Source organism: Bdellovibrio bacteriovorus (assembly GCF_001592745.1).
Classification (GTDB): domain Bacteria; phylum Bdellovibrionota; class Bdellovibrionia; order Bdellovibrionales; family Bdellovibrionaceae; genus Bdellovibrio; species Bdellovibrio bacteriovorus_B.
The window spans coordinates 212748-230103 of the sequence record NZ_LUKD01000008.1 but is presented as its reverse complement, the minus strand read 5'-3'; the positions used below and the strand labels follow the sequence as shown (position 1 = coordinate 230103).

General features: G+C 46.0%; 15 protein-coding genes and 1 riboswitch. Of the genes, 6 read left to right on the top strand and 9 right to left on the bottom strand.

The window, feature by feature from the left end; genetic code table 11:
- Positions 1-21 precede the first annotated feature (21 nt).
- The 4 genes from AZI87_RS15735 to AZI87_RS15720 form a co-directional block, all read right to left on the bottom strand.
- Positions 22-519 (bottom strand): ExbD/TolR family protein, encoded by a 498-nt coding sequence (locus AZI87_RS15735; protein WP_063209017.1) that lies wholly within the window; start codon positions 517-519, stop codon positions 22-24.
- Positions 520-529: 10 nt separating this feature from the next.
- Positions 530-985 carry an ExbD/TolR family protein gene (locus tag AZI87_RS15730; protein ID WP_063209015.1) on the bottom strand — a complete coding sequence of 152 codons (456 nt, stop codon included), beginning with the start codon at positions 983-985 and terminating at the stop codon, positions 530-532.
- A 14-nt stretch (positions 986-999) separates the two neighbouring features.
- Positions 1000-1704, bottom strand: coding sequence for a MotA/TolQ/ExbB proton channel family protein (locus AZI87_RS15725; RefSeq protein WP_063209014.1), 705 nt, complete (start codon positions 1702-1704; stop codon positions 1000-1002).
- A gap of 236 nt (positions 1705-1940) precedes the next feature.
- Positions 1941-3281, bottom strand: a complete 1341-nt coding sequence (locus AZI87_RS15720; RefSeq protein ID WP_063209012.1) for a glycine--tRNA ligase — start codon at positions 3279-3281, stop codon at positions 1941-1943.
- Between the two features lie 161 nt (positions 3282-3442).
- Here AZI87_RS15720 and AZI87_RS15715 point away from each other — a divergent pair, with 161 nt between their 5' ends.
- The 4 genes from AZI87_RS15715 (at position 3443) to AZI87_RS15700 (ending at position 7979) form a co-directional block, all read left to right on the top strand.
- Positions 3443-3754, top strand: coding sequence for a hypothetical protein (locus AZI87_RS15715; RefSeq protein WP_155722593.1), 312 nt, complete (start codon positions 3443-3445; stop codon positions 3752-3754).
- A gap of 142 nt (positions 3755-3896) precedes the next feature.
- Entirely contained in the window at positions 3897-6998 is a 3102-nt protein-coding gene (locus AZI87_RS15710; RefSeq protein ID WP_063209008.1) for an efflux RND transporter permease subunit, read from the top strand.
- Positions 6995-7378: a YbaN family protein gene (locus tag AZI87_RS15705; protein ID WP_063209006.1), complete on the top strand. Its 384-nt coding sequence runs from the start codon at positions 6995-6997 to the stop codon at positions 7376-7378. Before AZI87_RS15710 ends, AZI87_RS15705 begins: the two co-directional genes overlap by 4 nt.
- A 118-nt stretch (positions 7379-7496) precedes the next feature.
- Complete coding sequence (locus tag AZI87_RS15700; RefSeq protein WP_063209004.1) at positions 7497-7979, top strand: hypothetical protein; 483 nt, start codon at positions 7497-7499, stop codon at positions 7977-7979.
- Positions 7980-7981: 2 nt separating this feature from the next.
- Here the strand turns inward: AZI87_RS15700 and AZI87_RS15695 are convergent, their stop codons facing one another.
- Positions 7982-8377: a hypothetical protein gene (locus AZI87_RS15695; RefSeq protein WP_063209002.1), complete on the bottom strand. Its 396-nt coding sequence runs from the start codon at positions 8375-8377 to the stop codon at positions 7982-7984.
- 50 nt (positions 8378-8427) lie between these two features.
- Here AZI87_RS15695 and AZI87_RS15690 point away from each other — a divergent pair, with 50 nt between their 5' ends.
- Complete coding sequence (locus AZI87_RS15690) at positions 8428-9222, top strand: Mrp/NBP35 family ATP-binding protein (RefSeq protein ID WP_063209000.1); 795 nt, start codon at positions 8428-8430, stop codon at positions 9220-9222.
- A gap of 427 nt (positions 9223-9649) precedes the next feature.
- A riboswitch (cyclic di-GMP riboswitch) is annotated at positions 9650-9731 on the top strand.
- 156 nt (positions 9732-9887) lie between these two features.
- Here AZI87_RS15690 and AZI87_RS15685 read toward each other — a convergent pair.
- Complete coding sequence (locus tag AZI87_RS15685; protein ID WP_063208998.1) at positions 9888-10625, bottom strand: DUF5020 family protein; 738 nt, start codon at positions 10623-10625, stop codon at positions 9888-9890.
- A gap of 197 nt (positions 10626-10822) precedes the next feature.
- Between AZI87_RS15685 and AZI87_RS15675 the strand changes: the two genes are divergently transcribed.
- Positions 10823-11926 carry a hypothetical protein gene (locus AZI87_RS15675; RefSeq protein ID WP_155722592.1) on the top strand — a complete coding sequence of 368 codons (1104 nt, stop codon included), beginning with the start codon at positions 10823-10825 and terminating at the stop codon, positions 11924-11926.
- Between the two features lie 49 nt (positions 11927-11975).
- Here the strand turns inward: AZI87_RS15675 and AZI87_RS15670 are convergent, their stop codons facing one another.
- From AZI87_RS15670 to AZI87_RS15660, 3 genes are all read right to left on the bottom strand, one after another.
- Complete coding sequence (locus tag AZI87_RS15670; RefSeq protein WP_063208992.1) at positions 11976-13553, bottom strand: LysM peptidoglycan-binding domain-containing protein; 1578 nt, start codon at positions 13551-13553, stop codon at positions 11976-11978.
- Positions 13554-13624: 71 nt separating this feature from the next.
- The gene (locus AZI87_RS15665; protein ID WP_063208990.1) at positions 13625-15844 is read right to left on the bottom strand and encodes a transglycosylase SLT domain-containing protein; all 2220 of its coding nucleotides are present in this window, start codon (positions 15842-15844) and stop codon (positions 13625-13627) included.
- 2 nt (positions 15845-15846) lie between these two features.
- On the bottom strand, positions 15847-17352 hold the full coding sequence (locus tag AZI87_RS15660; protein WP_063208988.1) for a flippase activity-associated protein Agl23: 1506 nt from the start codon (positions 17350-17352) through the stop codon (positions 15847-15849).
- Between the last annotated feature and the right edge of the window lie 4 nt (positions 17353-17356).

Below are 17356 nucleotides of genomic sequence, written 5' to 3'. Positions count from 1 at the left end.
AGACCCCCTCCGTCCCTAAAACTACTTCAGTACTACTGCAAATTTAATGTCGCTGTATCCTGCTTGATTCATTCCGAGTATGATCTGGTTTAAGAACTCATACTTCACTCGGCGGTCCGCCTGAATCGTCGCCACTCCTTGGAATTCGACGTTCGGGTGAAGCTCTTGGTGCTTTTTACGAAGCTCCAAAAGTTCCGCAGTGATGGTGTCTGCAGTGACTAACTTATCTTCAACGTAAATCTTGTTATCATCGATTTTGATCACCGGATTTCTTTCTAAAACCGCCGCAAGGTGGGCTTTAGGAAGTTCCTGGTTTTTACCAATCATCAGGATTTCACCCGTGCTGGAAAAATTCATAAGAAGGAAGATCACAAGAATAGAGAACGCATCAATCAGAGCCGTCAAAAGAAGATCGGCCGCGATGTTGCGTTTTCCTTTAGCTCCACGAGGACTGATAATAGAGTGACCCTCTAAAGTCCCCGTTAAAACTGATGTCTTTAAAATGCCATCAGAAATCACAAAACCCCCATTATAAAGGAGAAACGCCCAAATCGTTCATTCCGCTTTTCTTCAACTTATCCATCACGTCGATGATCTCTTCGTAGGATGTTGCCGCTGTCGGTTGAATTAGACCTGTGTTCAAAGAAGGCTCGACTGCTTTTAAGTTCGTCAGAGCTTTTTCCAAACCTTCGTAATTCACCTTTTTATCGACCTGAGAAACGCGAAACTTACGAAGACCTGCTGGAACCAAAGAGCTTTGCTGCACTTCAAGGTCCAAGTCCCCTGCCGGAGTCATACGGATCCACACAAGAGGACTTTTCTTAGTATCCTCTTGTGCTTGACCGCCAACGGCTTGCTTCACGTCCATCGATCCCACGTTCAACCACACTGCTGTGATCAAAAGAAAGCAGATCGACACTGACAACAAGTCAATGAACGGAATAAGGTTAACTTCAAAATCCAAATGCTTTTTAGAGTGTTTCATAAACCCTCTTAAGCTTACGCATTCACTTCAGTGTGGCGCTCAGATTTGTTCGTTTTTATTTGGTAAGATGTGATTGGATCGTAAGAGTAGCTCAACCAGTTGTAAACTTTCAAACCACCCTGATTCAAATCTTCAGCCAAGCGATTCGCTCTGTTTTGCAAGATAGCGTAAGCTACTAGAGCTGGGATCGCTGCGATCAAACCGTAAGCTGTCGCATTCATCGCTTCAGAGATACCTGCAGAAAGCAAAGAAGCTTTTTCTGCTGGATTCGCGAAAGCCACCGCTGCGAACGAGCTGATCATACCGCTGATAGTTCCAAGAAGACCTGTCAACGTCGCCACGTTACCAAGCATAGTTAGGAAACCTGTACGGTAATCAAGGTGACCGTTCTCTTCTAGAAGAACTTCATCCATTTTACCTTGGATCTCTTCTTTACCACCCATATTACGAGCCGCCATTGCACCGGCTGCAATCGCGCGCGCTACTGGGTTTTCAGTCGCACCTGATTGTGCTTTTGTGATAACCGCATCCATTTCGCCACGACGAATAGACTCTTCAAAGCCCAATGCGTAAGCAGTTTGATTCAACTTGCGACGCACGAAAAGCGCGTAAGTTCTTTCGATGATGATCGCGATTGATGTAATTTGAATGAACATGATAGGCCACATCCAAAATCCACCGTGTTGAAATGCTTGAGCAACTTTCGTTAGGAATTCCATATTTCCCCTCCAATATGTTTGTGGATAAAAACGAATTACCCACCTATTCGCGAAAGATTACAGACCATGGTCCAGGGGTTTGCAAAGCGAAATGCACATTGACACGGCCTATTAACTACAAAAACTTAACTTTTAATTGTCAGAATTCTAAAAAATGTCCGCAGATCTTAAATGGTATGTTGGCGGAACGACAGGAAGACTGGGAGCCCGTTTCAGGCTCCCAAAATTGAATTGCACTACTGATTAAATGTTTTCAACTTTGCGGCCACGTACGCATTTAATTGACTCATAGGCACACGCTCTTGAGTCATTTTATCGCGATGGCGCACTGTTACAGCTTGGTCGTTGATAGTATCAAAGTCCACGGTCACACAATAAGGTGTCCCCACTTCGTCTTGACGACGGTAGCGCTTACCAATGGAAGCCGTTTCGTCGTAAGTCACATCAAAGTCTTCCGCCAATTGATCGCGCAACTTTTCAGCAATCGAAGTCAGCTCTTCTTTTTTAGATAAAGGAAGAACGGCCACTTTAAATGGCGCGATATCCGGGTGAAGCCCCAGAACCACACGTGTGTCCTCTTTACCGGCTTCATCCGTCGTGATTTCTTCACGATAAGCATCACATAAGAAAGCCAAGAACAGGCGGTCACAACCTACGGCTGTTTCAATAACGTAAGGGATGTATTTCTCTTTGTTGGCTTCGTCGAAGTATTCCAAGTTTTTGCCAGAGAATTTCGAATGTTGGGTCAAATCAAAGTCCGAACGGTTGTGGATACCTTCAAGCTCTGAAAAGCCCATTGGGAATTTGTATTCCACGTCCACGGCGGCACGAGCATAGTGCGCAAGCTTATCATGGTCTTTGAATTTTAAGTTCTCAGGACGGATGCCGTACTTAATATAGAAGTTCCAACGCGTTTCTTTCCAGTCCGCGAAGTATTTTTCGTCGGTGCCTGGTTTTACGAAATATTGCATCTCCATTTGTTCAAATTCACGCGTACGGAAAATGAAGTTTCCTGGAGTGATTTCGTTACGGAAAGACTTACCGATCGCCGCGATACCAAATGGAATTTTATAACGAGATGATTGTTGGCAGTTTTGGAAGTTCACGAAGTGACCTTGAGCCGTTTCTGGACGCAAGTAGATTACGCTCGCAGAATCCTCCAAAGGACCCATGTGAGTTTTGAACATCAAGTTGAAGTTTCTTTCTTCAGAAAGATTCTTGCTGCCACAGTTCGGACACTTTTTATCTTTAAGATAAGATTCTGTGTTATCGGCACGGAAACGTGTCTTACATTCTTTACAGTCAACCAAAGGATCACTAAAACCATCGACGTGACCGGAAGCCTTCCAAACTGTGGGGTGCATCAAGATAGCCGCATCCAAACCCACGATATCCGATCTGCGGGTCATAGCATTCCACCATGCGCGCTTCACGTTCAACTTCATCAAAGAGCCCAAAGGACCGTAGTCCCAGCAGCTAGCTAGACCTCCGTAGATTTCACTCGATTGAAAGACAAAACCACGACGTTTGCTAAGACTTACAAGAGTATTGAGGTCTTCACAGTGCTTAATTTTCATGCTGGGCTCCAAAATAGGTAAGACAATACCACGTGTACTTTTACATTTGGTCCAGAAGCAGTCAAGAAGTCAGGGTCTGCTTGCCTAAAGGACCTGACGTCAGCGAAGCTAATCTCATGCAGCGCATCCGAAAAAGCCACGCCCTCTTTTTACTAGGCCTCGTGCTCCTTTTACCAAAGGCGCACTCAGAATCCGTCACTAAGTTTGTCACCAAAGAAGAAAAAATTCGCGAACAGATGATCGTTATCTCTCGCGAGCTGGGAGTCACCTGCGCTGAGTGCCACAATGTTCAAAATTTCCGCGACGATTCGAAGAAATCTTTCAAAGTCGGCAAAGACCATATGAAGCTGACTCAAATGTTGAAAGAAAACGGTTTCGATGGGAAAAAAGGCCCCATGGCCACGTGTTACATGTGTCATCGTGGGAAATTGATGCCCGATTATAAAGAGCCTCTTTCTGCCAAAGCTCAGTAATTAAAAATTAGCTCCCATTTTTTTTCGAAAATAATTCGAACTAAATGCCTCTGCATTCCGTCTAAATTCAGTCGGCCGAAAGCCCGCTTTGTTGACACCCTGTTTTAATGGGTAAAAATATCTGTGCGCGAAAGGAACACCCATGAATTTGATCGATCTCTCGATTCGCCGCCCCGTCTTTGCCTGGGTTCTAATGTTTGCTCTTATCGTCTTTGGTGCCATCTGTATGAACCGCATGGGGATCAGCCAGTTGCCCGACGTCGACTTCCCAGTCATCAGCGTTTCGGTGGATTATGAAGGGGCTGCGCCAGAAATTGTCGAGGCCGAGTTGATCGATCCCATCGAGGAAAGACTTTTGGCGATCGAAGGCATCAAAGAGATGCGTTCGAGTGCGCGCCAAGGTTCAGGTTCGGTGACTTTAGAGTTCGACATCAACCGCAACGTCGACGTCGTGCTGCAAGAAGTGCAAACCGCGCTCAGCCGTATGCGTTGGCCTCCTGGTGTCGATCCTGCGACCGTCCGTAAACAAAACCCTGAAGAAGACCCCATTATCATTCTTTCCATCTATGGCGAGTCTGACTTGCGCGAGATGATTAACTGGACTGAGAACTACTTGTTGGATCAGATCCGTTTCCTTCCGGGTGTGGGCGAAGTCAGCATCCAAGGCTTCAGTCAAAGAAACTTGCGTATTTGGGTGGATACTAAAAAACTAGAAGCTCTTTATCTTACTTTGTCCGATGTGATTGAAGCCATCAGCACGCAGCACGTGGAAAGTGCCGCAGGACAATTTACCGAAAAAGAACGTGAACTGCGTGTTCGCTGGTTGGGCGAAGCAACTAATGTTGACGAAGTGGCGAACATCCAAATTCTTCGTCGCGGAGGGCAGCGTATTCATGACCGCAACATCTATATTCGCGACGTGGCTCGCGTAGAAGATGGTCTTTCTGATGTTCGCCGTGTAGCGCGTGTCGATGGTCGTCAGGCGATTTCTATTTCCGTAAAAAAACAGCGCGGCACGAACGAAGTGACCGTGGCACAGGAAGTTCGTCAAAAATTAGATTCCATCAAAGGCAGTTTTCCTGAAGGATTTAATTTCCGCGTGAATGTGGACTTCACACTTCCTACAGATGCCACTGTTCACTTAACGATTGAGAAACTTTGGGTGGCAGCCCTAATCACCATCCTGGTTTGTTTCTTGTTCCTAGGAAGTATTCAGGCAGCAGTAAACATTCTTTTCTCAATTCCGACTTCTATTGTCGGAACTTTCATCATTCTTTACTTCTCGGGCTTTACGCTGAATCTATTTACGCTTTTGGCACTGACGCTTTCCATTTCGATCGTCGTCGATGATGCCATCATGCTTTTAGAAAACATCGTCCGTCACTATCGCATGGGTAAAGGCTCTGCCCGGGCCGCCTCTGATGGTTCCAAAGAAGTTTTGCCGGCAGCGACAGCAGCCACATTGGCCGTTATCGCGGTGTTCTTACCCGTCGTCTTTATGGACGGTATTATCGGTAAGTTCTTCTTCCAGTTCGGCGTTACGATGAGTGCGGCGGTATCGCTTTCACTTCTTGAAGCCGTCACCATCACACCGATGCGGGCCGCAGCTCTTTTAAGTACAGAACCAAAAGTTTCAAAGCTTGAGCACTTCTTGGATGTTCTTTTTGAAAAGTTCTCTCACTCTTACCAAAAAGTTTTGCACGGCACTTTAAGATTTAAATATTTAGTTGTCGGCGGATCTTTGGTGTTCTTCGTCGTTTCGTTGGTTTTAGTCAGCAAAGTACGTCAAGAGTTCGTACCGGCGCAAGATCAAAACTTCATCATCATCAATGGCCAGATGCCTCCGGGCACTTCTCTGGAAAAAACCAGTGCGGAAGCCGCAAAGGTCGAAGCTATCATTAAGGCGGACGCCAACGTCGAAGGCTTCGTTATCTCTGTCGGTGGAGGTGGTGGTTCCGCAAACGTGAATCAATTCTTCCTTCCGGTGGCCTTAAAGCCCCGCGCGGATCGTCAATTGGGTCACACACAGATCATGAATATCTGGCGCCAAAAATTCAAAGAACTTAAAGGTATGCGTATTTCCATGCGTGATATTTCCGCACGAAATCTTTCGACAGGACGCCAAAATCCTTTGGCCATCAACTTGCGTGGACCGGATTTGAAAGTCCTTTTTGATAAATCCAATGAATTGATGGAGCGTCTAGAAAAAGAAAAACTGGCGGTAGATCTTGATACGGATTTCCGTATGGGGATTCCGGAATTGGTTTTGTTTCCTAAGCGCGGCGCCATGGCGGCGCGAGGAGTTTCAGTTGAAGACGTCGGGCAAATTCTTTCTGCCGGTGTAGGAGGCCTTCGCGAAGGGCGTTACACGGCCGATGGACGTCGTTACGACATCCGTTTTAAGTTTTTAGAAGATCAGATTCAAAAACCTGAAGATTTTAAACGTCTTTACGTACGTAACAACTTCGGAAATCTTATTCCTCTATCTCAGTTGGTAGATATTAAGGAAGAAAAAGCCATCCAGGGAATTTCGCGCGTGAATCGTCAAAGAGCGATTTCTGTGTTCGGAAACTTGGCTCCGGGAGAATCTCAAGCAAAAGTCTTAGAGCGTGCCAGCTCCATCGCCAAAGAAATTCTTCCCGCGGGCTATTCATTCGCGCTGGAAGGTGCTTCTGCCGGTTTTGCCGACTCGTTTAAAAGTCTCTATTCAGCGATGATGGTCGGTATTTTAGTCGCGTACTTAATCTTAGCAGTGCAATTCAACTCGTTCATTCATCCGATCTCGGTTCTTGTTGCTCTTCCATTCAGTGTGACCGGGGCCTTGATTGCCCTTTGGATGTTTGATGTTTCTTTGAATCTGTTTAGCTTTATCGGCTTGATCGTTCTGATGGGTATCGCGAAGAAGAACTCAATTCTTTTGGTGGAGTTCACAAACCAAGTGCGACATCACGGGGAAAAAGATATTTCCAAAGCACTTTTAGAGGCCTGCCCCGTGCGCCTTCGCCCGATCCTGATGACTTCGGTCGCAACTGTGGCGGCGGCAACTCCTTTGGTGATTGGATCTGGCATTGGGGCGGAAACACGTATTCCGATGGGTTTATCCATCATCGGGGGAACGATTGTTTCGACGCTTTTAACATTGTTCGTTGTACCCGCTTTGTACTTGATGCTTTCGCCACTTGAAAGTAAGAAGACTCATAAACTTGATGATGAACTTCCTACTTCGGTGGCCCCAGCGAAATGATTCAACAGACAAAGCGCACGATTTATTTTGTATTCGGCTGGATCTTTTTAGGCCTGGGGGTGATAGGCATCTTTCTTCCCCTTTTGCCTACGACGCCGTTTTTATTACTGACGGCGTTTTGTTTTTCACGAAGCTCTGAAAAATGGCATCGTTGGTTGATCAATCAACCGCATCTAGGACCTTTTATTCTAGACTGGCAACTGCACGGCGTGATTCGCCCCCGCGCTAAAATTCTTGCGACTGCTTTAATGGTGCCGCTGGTGACTTTCTCATTGCTAAAACCCACGGTCCCCGTTTATGCCAAGTGGTGTGCGGGCATTATCTGCACCTGCGTCTTAGTTTTTATTTGGACCCGTCCTTCGCGCAAGCCCGCGAACTAATTTTGTCACTTCCGGAGAAGTTCAACATTTCAATTTGAGAACACCTCCCTGTGCTCAAATTTAGTTCAGCTCACAAAGCACAACCCTTGCTTTAAAAATCCAAAAGCAAAGGAGCCGCATGCTGGGCAATATCGCATTATTTCTCATTTTGGGACTGATCTGGGTCGGAAAGAATTTTACTTCCGTCGAGACCACGATGCGCGCGCCACAAAGCGTGGTGCCTGCTGCAAGAGCTGTTTATTCACTCGTAAGCGGAACTGATGACTGCCCTAAGCAGATCGAATGGATTGCCGAATGCCAAGGCTTCACTCTGAATTCTCTTTCCGCGAAAGCTCCCCTTGTCCAAAAATTCTGTCACGCCAACAAAGGCCCGCAGACGGAGCTTGAAAAGTTAGAGCGCGGTCATAAAAGAATTCTGTCGGAAGTGACGAAGTCAGAAAACTTGATTAGCAAGAACCAAACAGTGATCTTCATTAACAACAACAGCTCTGCCAGTCTTTCCGAAGAAGACACGGTGATTGTGGATGAAACCGGAAAGTTTCTTTGGGAACACAGTCAGAACGGACGCGGCTTTAGCTGTCTCTTCACCCGCGAGCAATAAAACTAAGCACCTTTATTCAGAATGGCCCGATAGGCCGTTTCGATAAACTCCATCGATTCCTTATCACAGCGTCGCAGGGCCACATGGTAGGCTTCGGTGACAAGTTTGATCGACGCCCCCGCCGGAACTCCGAGGACTTCATAAGCGTCCCAGGTGTGACCATTGTAATTAAACATCACATTTAGGGATTTTACTTTGGCTTGAGTCAGATCAGGATGACGACGCGAGGGTTCGAGAGCCGGTGGAGGCTCTTCAGCTGTGATTAAAGGCGGAGCGCTGTCCTTTGCACCCATATTGAGCTGCGTTGGACGACGCGACCCTCCTCGCGAGAGTAAGTACCAGAAGATGAAAGCTCCCGCTCCCACTAAATTCAATGTCAAAAAGTCTTGGCTATTCATCCACTTTCTATTATTCGTTGGGAGCTTAAATTTATCAAGGAGTCACCTTCATGGCTGCACCAAATCCGTTCGAGAAACAGACCCCCATTCCCGGAGTGAAACATATTATTGCCGTATCTTCAGGCAAGGGTGGAGTTGGTAAGAGCACCGTCGCCACTAACTTGGCTATGGCCTTGGGTAAAAAGAGCCGTGTCGGTCTTTTGGATGCCGATATCTACGGTCCAAGTATTCCTCGCATGTTAGGTAGCTTAGGACAAAAACCACAAATTAATCCTGAAACGAATCAACTTGAGCCAATCACTCGTTATGGCATCAAACTTATGAGCATCGGCTTTTTAGTTGATGAAAATGCGGCTGTCGTATGGCGTGGTCCCATGCTCTTTAAAGCCATGGATCAATTCCTACGCGATGTGAACTGGGGCGAACTTGATTACCTGGTCGTGGATCTTCCTCCGGGCACTGGCGATATCCAACTAACATTAGCACAAAAAGTTCCGGTCAGTGGTGCGGTCGTGGTTTCTACACCGCAGAACGTGGCCTTGCTCGATGTGAAAAAAGCCGTCGATATGTTTGAGCGTGTGGGCGTGCCTTTGCTGGGCATGGTTGAAAACATGGCCTACATGATCAATCCAGCGAATGGTGAAAAAATCCAACTTTTCCCTAAGGGAGAAATGGACACTTACGCTCACGCCAAAGGAATGAAAAAATTGGGAGCCGTTCCCTTCAATCCTTCAGTAGGTCTTGCGTGTGAAGCTGGCATCCCTATCGTTGAAGCCAACAGCAACGGTGCGGAAGCTCAAGAATTCATGTCCATCGCGAACAACATCCGCGAAATCCTGCCTTAAAAATTTCTGATGAAGAGGTTTTTCGAGCCTCTTCATCTTCTTTTTCTTCTTAAATTTGTTTCATCCTAAAACAGAATCACACCTTGTTTCTCAGACGGAAACGAGATTTCGACGTATTTTGAGAATCGAAAGTGGTCCCCTTGAAAATAAAACTTTGGTCGAGCTATCCTAAAAGAGTTGAAACCAGATGGCTCGTGAGACTTACCTCTGAGTAAGTGAATGCTTTAGGGCCAGCTAAGGAGGACACAGATGAAAAACCGTATTCACGATCATCATGATGAACCACCGAAGTGACGAGGCGTCACCAGGATTACTACGCAGAGGTTCCGGGTTCAGGCCTCTATAAAAAACGATGAACTGGTTGGATCTATCGAATAACTCATAAGGAGGTTCCTAGGGTTATACTCGTTAGGATTTAGATCCTTCCTTTGCCTCAAGGCAAACCGTCGGAAACGGCGGGACGCAAAGCTAGAGGGGTGTCGGTTCGTCCACGCCAGCCAGCTGCCAAAGGTGAGTCACCTGAGGAATCAGAGGTGTGCATATGGAAGGTATCAATACATACAAGGATTGGTTTCATTCCCCTTAGCCTGTGAGTTATCACTGAAGATTCCTCGCAGGCACTTTTGTTTTTGGGGACTTCACTTTTTCTTCTTTAAAATTCCGAATTAAAAAATCCAGACGAGCTTTGCCTGAGGAACGCTTTCTTCAAGGCCGTCGATACCGTATTTGTTTTTCCAGTACTTCCATTCAATGCCGAGCTTTAAAGGAACCTTGCGTGCTGTTTTGCGAGAGAAATCTAAAAGCAGATTCGGCTGCGTGTGAATATTTTCGTGAGAGGTGGCCTCGGCCCCCGCCCAGTCGATAAAACCACTAAATTCCAAAGGCCATGCTTCGCTGCCAAAGCGTTTCAACCACGCCAGTGTAAGTTGGCCCGTATGACCGTCCAACCCCAAGGTGTCGCGAAATAGAAATTGGGTTGAAAGAAAATCAAAACCAAGATTTTTCCACACGAAATTCACGCCCGCGAGCGCGGCTCTTTTCGCCGGTCCTTGAGGGAACTCGTAGTTAAGCTGCAAAAGAACGTCAGAAGGTCCACTCTCTTCACTGAGCTCTAATAACCCCATCTTTTTTAAACTAAATCCCGGCGAAATCTCGCCGTAAAAACTGGTTTCATCTTCCGTATCCGGATTTGAAATGTCGATGAAAAAGAAATTGCTTCCATAGGTCCAACTGCTTGCGTGTTCTAACGTGATCACGCTTTGAGAAAGTTCTTTTCCAGTCGGAGTTTTATAAGAATCCCAGTGCAGAAACTGAATATTCGTCTCTTGCCAATCGGCGGCGACAGAATTTTGAGTTGTCAGAACAAGAACAGCAGATGCGAATACGAAGCCCCATTTTTTCATGCTTTTAAGGCTATGCAATCTGCCGAAGGCTTTGCACTCGGGTTTGAAGATCTAGTCGTAAGAGGGGAAATGCGTATTTCAGAGGCGGAAATATCAGTGCCCAGAATCGTCATACTGACAAATTCCCCGTCAGGTTTTCCCTATGACAATCAATACATTAAGCCTTGGAAGGTCGCATATTTGCACGGATTTGAGACATGATGAAAACCGCGTTTTTACCCCTTCCCGCTTTTTTAGTCCTCACTTTCGCCATGGCCTTCTCGGCCCATGCGGAAAGCTTTCGGTCTTACTTTGAAGAACGAAACAAGATCAATTCTCAGGATAATCAAACCGTCATTCGTCTGGCGCACGAAAAGTTTCACCATGCTCCTTACGTTGTGGTGAATAAGACCAAACAACTTGCCACGTACTTTTCTGCCCAAGGTAACGTGATTTCATCATCCCAAATCAAAGTTAAAAACGGCGATGAGTTGGATCAAGGTGGCGCAGGAATTTACGTTCACGCCGGCCAACGCGCAGGAACTCATTTTTTGAAAGCGCAAAAAGATGCGCAAGTTCGCAGTGTGTTTCAAGGCTCTTTGCAAATCCCTGAAGGCACATTCGTTTACGTTTTACCTGTGTCAGAAGATCACAAGTTCCGCATTCGCAATCACGTTCTGACTTTCAACGCTGCTCGCGTCTTGCGCAACCGCCCTAGTTTTAACTACTCCCCTTTCAACGAACAAAGTGTGAAAGTTCGCTTCAGCGTCGATGACAACGACACTTTCAAACGCACGTACGTAGAAACTTTAGAGAAAGAAAAAGAAGCACTGATGGAGCTTCTAAAACTGGAAGATGATGAGTACAACATGTTGGCAGAGTTTGCTTTTGGCGTTCTTTCCCCAGAGACTGATTATGGGAAAAGCATGAAGTATCGCCTGAAACAGTCGATTCCTGTTGTCGTCTCTATCGCTAAAGGAAATGGGCTTGATACGGATGAAAACAGCCGCGGTCCCACTCAGATTAAGGACATTCCAGACTCTGTTGAAGAAAAGTATCGATTAACAAAGTCCACTCTGAAATACCCAGAAAACGCCGCCGTCGCGACTTTGGCTTTTGCAGCTGAGCTACTAAAAGAACTTCGCAATCGGGCTCCTCAACATGAGGGCATCCGCGAAGAGACTTTGCAAGACTATCTGTATTACCTTTACCAGGGCCGTCACCAGTCCATTATTCAGGGAACGGCGACGCCTGATCAAAATATCTCTATTCGTAAGATCAAAGAGGCGATCACGCATCTGACTTTCGAATATCAGAAATAAAAAAGGCGATCTTAAGATCGCCTTTTTTGCTTTATTCTGCTTTTCAATTTTATTGATTTGCTTCCGCTACCGGAATCAGAATTCTTGCACCCACCATCAAAGACGATGGATTGCGGATTTTATTTTTTTCTTTAATATCGGTCATAGAAACATTGTAGCGTTCCGCGATACCCACTAGGTTTTCGCCTCTTCTAACAACGTGAACTTTTGACTTCGCTTTTGCAACCGACTTCGTTGTTTCACGAGCCGAAGAGCTGTCAGGAGTCGGCACACGCAACTTCATGCCGACCTTCAAAGTACGACCGCGTTTGATTTGATTTAAACGCTGAAGTTCAGACACGCTTGTTGAGTATTTACGCGCAATCGTGAACAAAGAGTCCCCTTGCTGAACGATGTAATAACGTCCATCGGTACTTACACTCACACTGCGAGTTTCTGTTTTAGATTTTTTCGCCAACATCGTTGAAGTTGAACGCTCTCTCAGTGGCGTACGGTCTGGAACTTGGATTCTCATACCGACGCGCAATGGTTTACGACGAGGAAGATCATTCAAATCACGAAGATAAGCCACTGTCGTACGGTAACGACGAGCCACCGTGCTCAAAGTATCTCCCCGACGGATACGGTAAACTTGGGTATCACCAGAATCCGCAACGAACTGCACGCTAGAAACAACGCTTTCATTTGCAGCAATCAAGGCTTGCTCGGAAGTTCCAGGAGGAATACGAAGAACAAGTTCAGATCCTTTTACCGGAGCCACTTCACCTTTATACTTTGGATTCAAAGCTTTAAAGTCTTCGTAGTTCAGGTTCAACTTATCAGCCATCGCTCGAAGGTTGATAGGTTTATTCACTGTGATGTGATCAAACTCGATAGGTGGAAGATAATCGATCTCGCCGAAACCATATTTATCTGGCTCTTTTGCGATCAACTTCGCGGCGATGAATTTTGGAACATAGTTGATTGTTTCTTTAGGAAGTCTTTTTTTGCGAGCCAGTTCCCAGAAGTCACGTGTGTAGTGATTCATCACTTCACGTTTTACGCGGTTTTCACCGACGTTGTACGAAGCCATCGCCAAGTACCAAGAACCGAATACACTATAAAGACCTTTGAAGTATTCTGCCGCCGCTTGAGTGGCGAAGACAGGGTCACGTCTTTCATCAACAAACGCGTTGATATCAAGACCGTAGCGCTTCCCTGTTCCACGAATGAACTGCCAGTAACCAACAGCAGAAGCATGAGAAGTGGCTTTGGAACTAAAACCGGATTCGATCAAAGCGATATAGAAAAGATCTTCAGGAAGACCGTTATCGCGCAAAACTTTTTTCATGAGTTTTTCGTAGCGAGTAGAACGGGCTAAATATCTTTCCATGTGAGGACGTCCACGTCCCTGGAAGTAAGCAATCCATTTTTCAACCAGCGGATTGACTTCCGTTGGGATGGATTCCAATTCTTGGTCGACCACTTTAGGGCCTTCGGGATCTGATAGACGGAATGAACCGATATCTTTAATTTCACCGTCACCAGACTGGGTTCCTGCGGCTCCACCGTTTCCAGTGTTGCTGCCCTTATGCGCACATCCCGCCACAAAGGCCAGAACCAAACTCAATGTTAAAAGTCTCCTCATGAGTCCTCTCCTATCGACACACAGATTTCAGGCTACAAAACTCAGAGCCTTTTTTCAATAAAGTATCTCCCTTATTTTGCCTTTTTATTCAGCATATCCTGCCATAGTACTGGTTTCAGAGTGAAACTGCCGTCCTCGACGAGACTATAGAGCAAAATATTACGCAGAATGGCTTTCACGTAGAAGCTTGTTTCCGTCCAGGGAAGCTCATCAAACCAAATCTCGTCACGAACACTGCCTGCACTCTGAGAAACAAGCTCCGTGATCTCTGTGCGGCCCTCCATCCACGTCTTCAAACGGTGGGGTCCCGCATTATACGCAGCTAAGGCGAAGGGCACGTTTCTCTCAAACTGGTCCAACATCTGGGAAATATAGAAAGATCCCATCGGTATATTCACTTCGGGGCGGAACATATCCTCTGGAAGCTCGACTTTCATCCCGAGTTTTTTTGAAACTTCCTGAGCCGTCGGTGGAATCATCTGCATCAACCCCAGAGCGTTCGATGTTGATACCGCTTGAAGATTAAAAGCACTCTCTTGGCGAGTCAGACTGCGCAACAAATTGATGTGGATACCATAGCGTTCTGCTTCAGCTTGATACAGGGATGCATACACTTGCGGATACCCCAGCTTCACAAATTGCTCGCGACGCAATCTAGGATCTGCATCCATCGCGGAGCCGACGAAGCGAATCGCTGTCATGTACTGCCGTCGCTCCGAGAGCTTTTCTGCCAACGCCATTTTAAGAGTGGGATCTTTGATAAACGGTAAACCTTCCAACTCGGTTTGCGCTTCAATCAACCATCCGGCATCGGAAAGAGTTTTAAACCGCTGCCACATTTTTCTTTGTGGACCCGCCAAGAATAACTCACTTTGCAACTTCGGAGCTTTGTCCTTGAACTCAGGCCAAGTGAGCTTTCCATTTTGCGCCTCCGCTTTCAAACGAAGGCCATAGTATGAAAAAGGATATTTTTCGATAAGCTCAGCCGCGGCTTGCTTTGCCCGTTCTGGATTTGTTTCCTGAAGGCTGCGCACCAACCAGTGTTGCGCATTCAGATCGTAACGATCGCGATTTTGTAAAAGAAGTTTCTCTAAAAGAGCGCTGGCTGAAGAATAATCTTTGCGACGGAAATGAATCAACGCAGACCGGAACATGGCTTCGGCAGCTTCATCAGATCCATTGTGGTAAGACATCAAGGAATTATAAGTTTCAAGGGCGCGATCATACTGTCCCAAGAAATGGGCGGATCTTCCGACAATCCAAAGAGCGCTTGTAGACTGAGTGGCCCCAGGATTTTTCTGCAAGGCTTTTTGCGCAAGCGACATAGAGCCGCTGAAATCGCCACGACGGTGTAGGAACTGCGCCCATTCAATCAATCGCGTTCCGTCGGCCTCTTCCATTTCATCTAGCGCCTTGATCTTCGCGAGCTTTTCAGAAAGAGAGTTATAGATCTCCAAAGGCTTGTCTTTCAGTCTTTTCGCCGAACGACTGCCTGGATACTGATTAAGAATGAGCACGGCATCTTTTAAAGCGGAAATCGAATCATTCTGTTTGAGTGATTGGCGCAAACGCTCTTCAATTTTTACTTCTTCCGTCAGCACTTCGCTGCCAGCCAGCGTCGGTGCCTTTTCTGTTAGATCCCCTTTGGCCTTTAATAAGAATTCGATTTTCTCTTGAAGGTATTTGGAATCCTTCTGGTCTTGCGCCTCTTCATATAAAAACTGGGCTTCGGTGTAATTCACTTTCAACATCGCCAGGTCGGCCAACAATTGAAAGATCAGGGATTTTTGTTCTTTATTGAGTTTAAGCCCGCCTCCTAGAAGATCTTCTAGCTGCGGACCCGCCTTTTGATTTTTCTTTTCCACTTGATCCGTAAGATAGGAAAGACGCAGACTCACCCAATTTTCCGCCACTTGATCGGCCCAGGGGCCCTCTTGAAAAAGATTCTTATGCGCAGACATAGCAGTTAAAGCTTTTTCGACTGTCGCGAAATTCGGTTTCTTTTTCTGTTCTTGAGTCAAACAATGCAACCAGCTTTGCGCCACCCACCCGCGCAATTCTTTTTGGGCGGAAAAAACCGAGGGCGCCAGCCTTGAACATTCAGACCATTTCAAATGAATTTCATAATCTTTCAATTGTGATAATGGAGAAAGTTTTTGCTTCCTATCAGAGGATTGATACAGGTCCACACTTTTTTTGGCGCTGAGATCCTTTAGAACATCGACTTTTTGCACCTGCGCTAAAACAGAACTGCTGCAAAGAAGGACACTTAAGAAAGTCGCTTTTTTCATACTCACTCCTCACCCCCGACAACGTCGACATTATTTTGAAACGGAATCTTCGGGAAGACAGATTGTTTCAAGTATACGATTGAAGGCTCTCTCGACTGTCGAAGCACGATCTGCAATTTCCAATATGGCTCATTCAAGACCCGATCCACATCCAAAGACTCCGTAGGATCACAGAAGTAAACGGACGCGTCTTCAATCAGATTTTTTTCACACAAATTATAATCTAAATTCTGAAACGAACGCAAAATCCAAGGCCACGGCCACTGCTCTTTCATGCCGATTTGGACGGGCTGCAAAAATAGTTCGGGACGCTTACGAGCTTCTTCCAAAATAAATCTTTGCAGATTCTCAAGATCATAGGTGGAATTCACGTAAATATACGGATGATCAAAATCCAAGGGATCCGCGTAAGAAGAAGCGTAAAGACTTCGCGCATTCAAGAAAGACAACGCTGTCACGACCGCTAAAGACACGGCCCTCATCTTCACATTGGTAAAAAACAGTTGGAGATAAAAAGCCAGCACTAGATAAAAAACCCACACCAAGGACAGAATACACCAAACCGTTTTGTACGGAATTAAAGAGTAAATCAAAAGCTGCGACAACGAAAACACACTCAGGACACGAAGACTTTTTTGTTTTGAAAACATCCCGGCAAAAGAAAGAAGCACGCCCAACAACGCCAGCGGTTCGGCCTGCCACATGACTTTCACCCAATATAGAAATTCCTTTTCATGTCCCTTTCCATGCACGCCCGTTTTCAACCATGGCACAATCGCTTTCACAAAATCCGCAAGGCCGGCCATGTTTTGGAAAAAACCCGTAAACAATTGCACGAAAAGGATCAAAAGCACAAAGGCAAGAACTGTTGTCTTCTTAGACCATGTTTGCTTTAACTGGGTCCACGAAAATATCTGTTGAAAATTTTTGGGGCCCAGAGCAAGAAGACCCAGAAGCCAGCAAAAACCTGTGATTGTAAATGTCTCTTTCAACGTCATCATGCCGACAACACCGGTTAACACCAGGGCCCATGCTTTGCCATCTGGCTTTTCAAACCAGCGCAAAAATCCCATGGCAAACAACAACTGAAAGAACACAAAGGGCGATTCGTGAATTCCTGAACGTCCAAAAAATAAAAACGCCGGACTAAGTAAAAGAAATAGAGAGGTCGCTGTCAGGACAAAACGATTTTGTAAAACCGGAAAGGCAAACAACATGATACTAAAGACACTGAAGACTGCAGGTACAGCGCGCAGTGTTTCAAGACTTTTCCCCCAAAGATACTCGAAGACCTGAATCAGATAGAAAAGTAAAGGTCCGTGATAGTTATTAGGGTCATACTTGTAGTAACCCCAAGACTTCATTTGGATCACGAACCAGCCATTAATGCTTTCATCAAAGTGAATGGGCTTGTTATCTAAGTCATAAAATCGTGTGACAACTGTCAAAAGCAGCAGTGCTAGCCAAAACAGAGTCCCATAGTATTGCGTGACCTTTGCTGATTTCATTGTT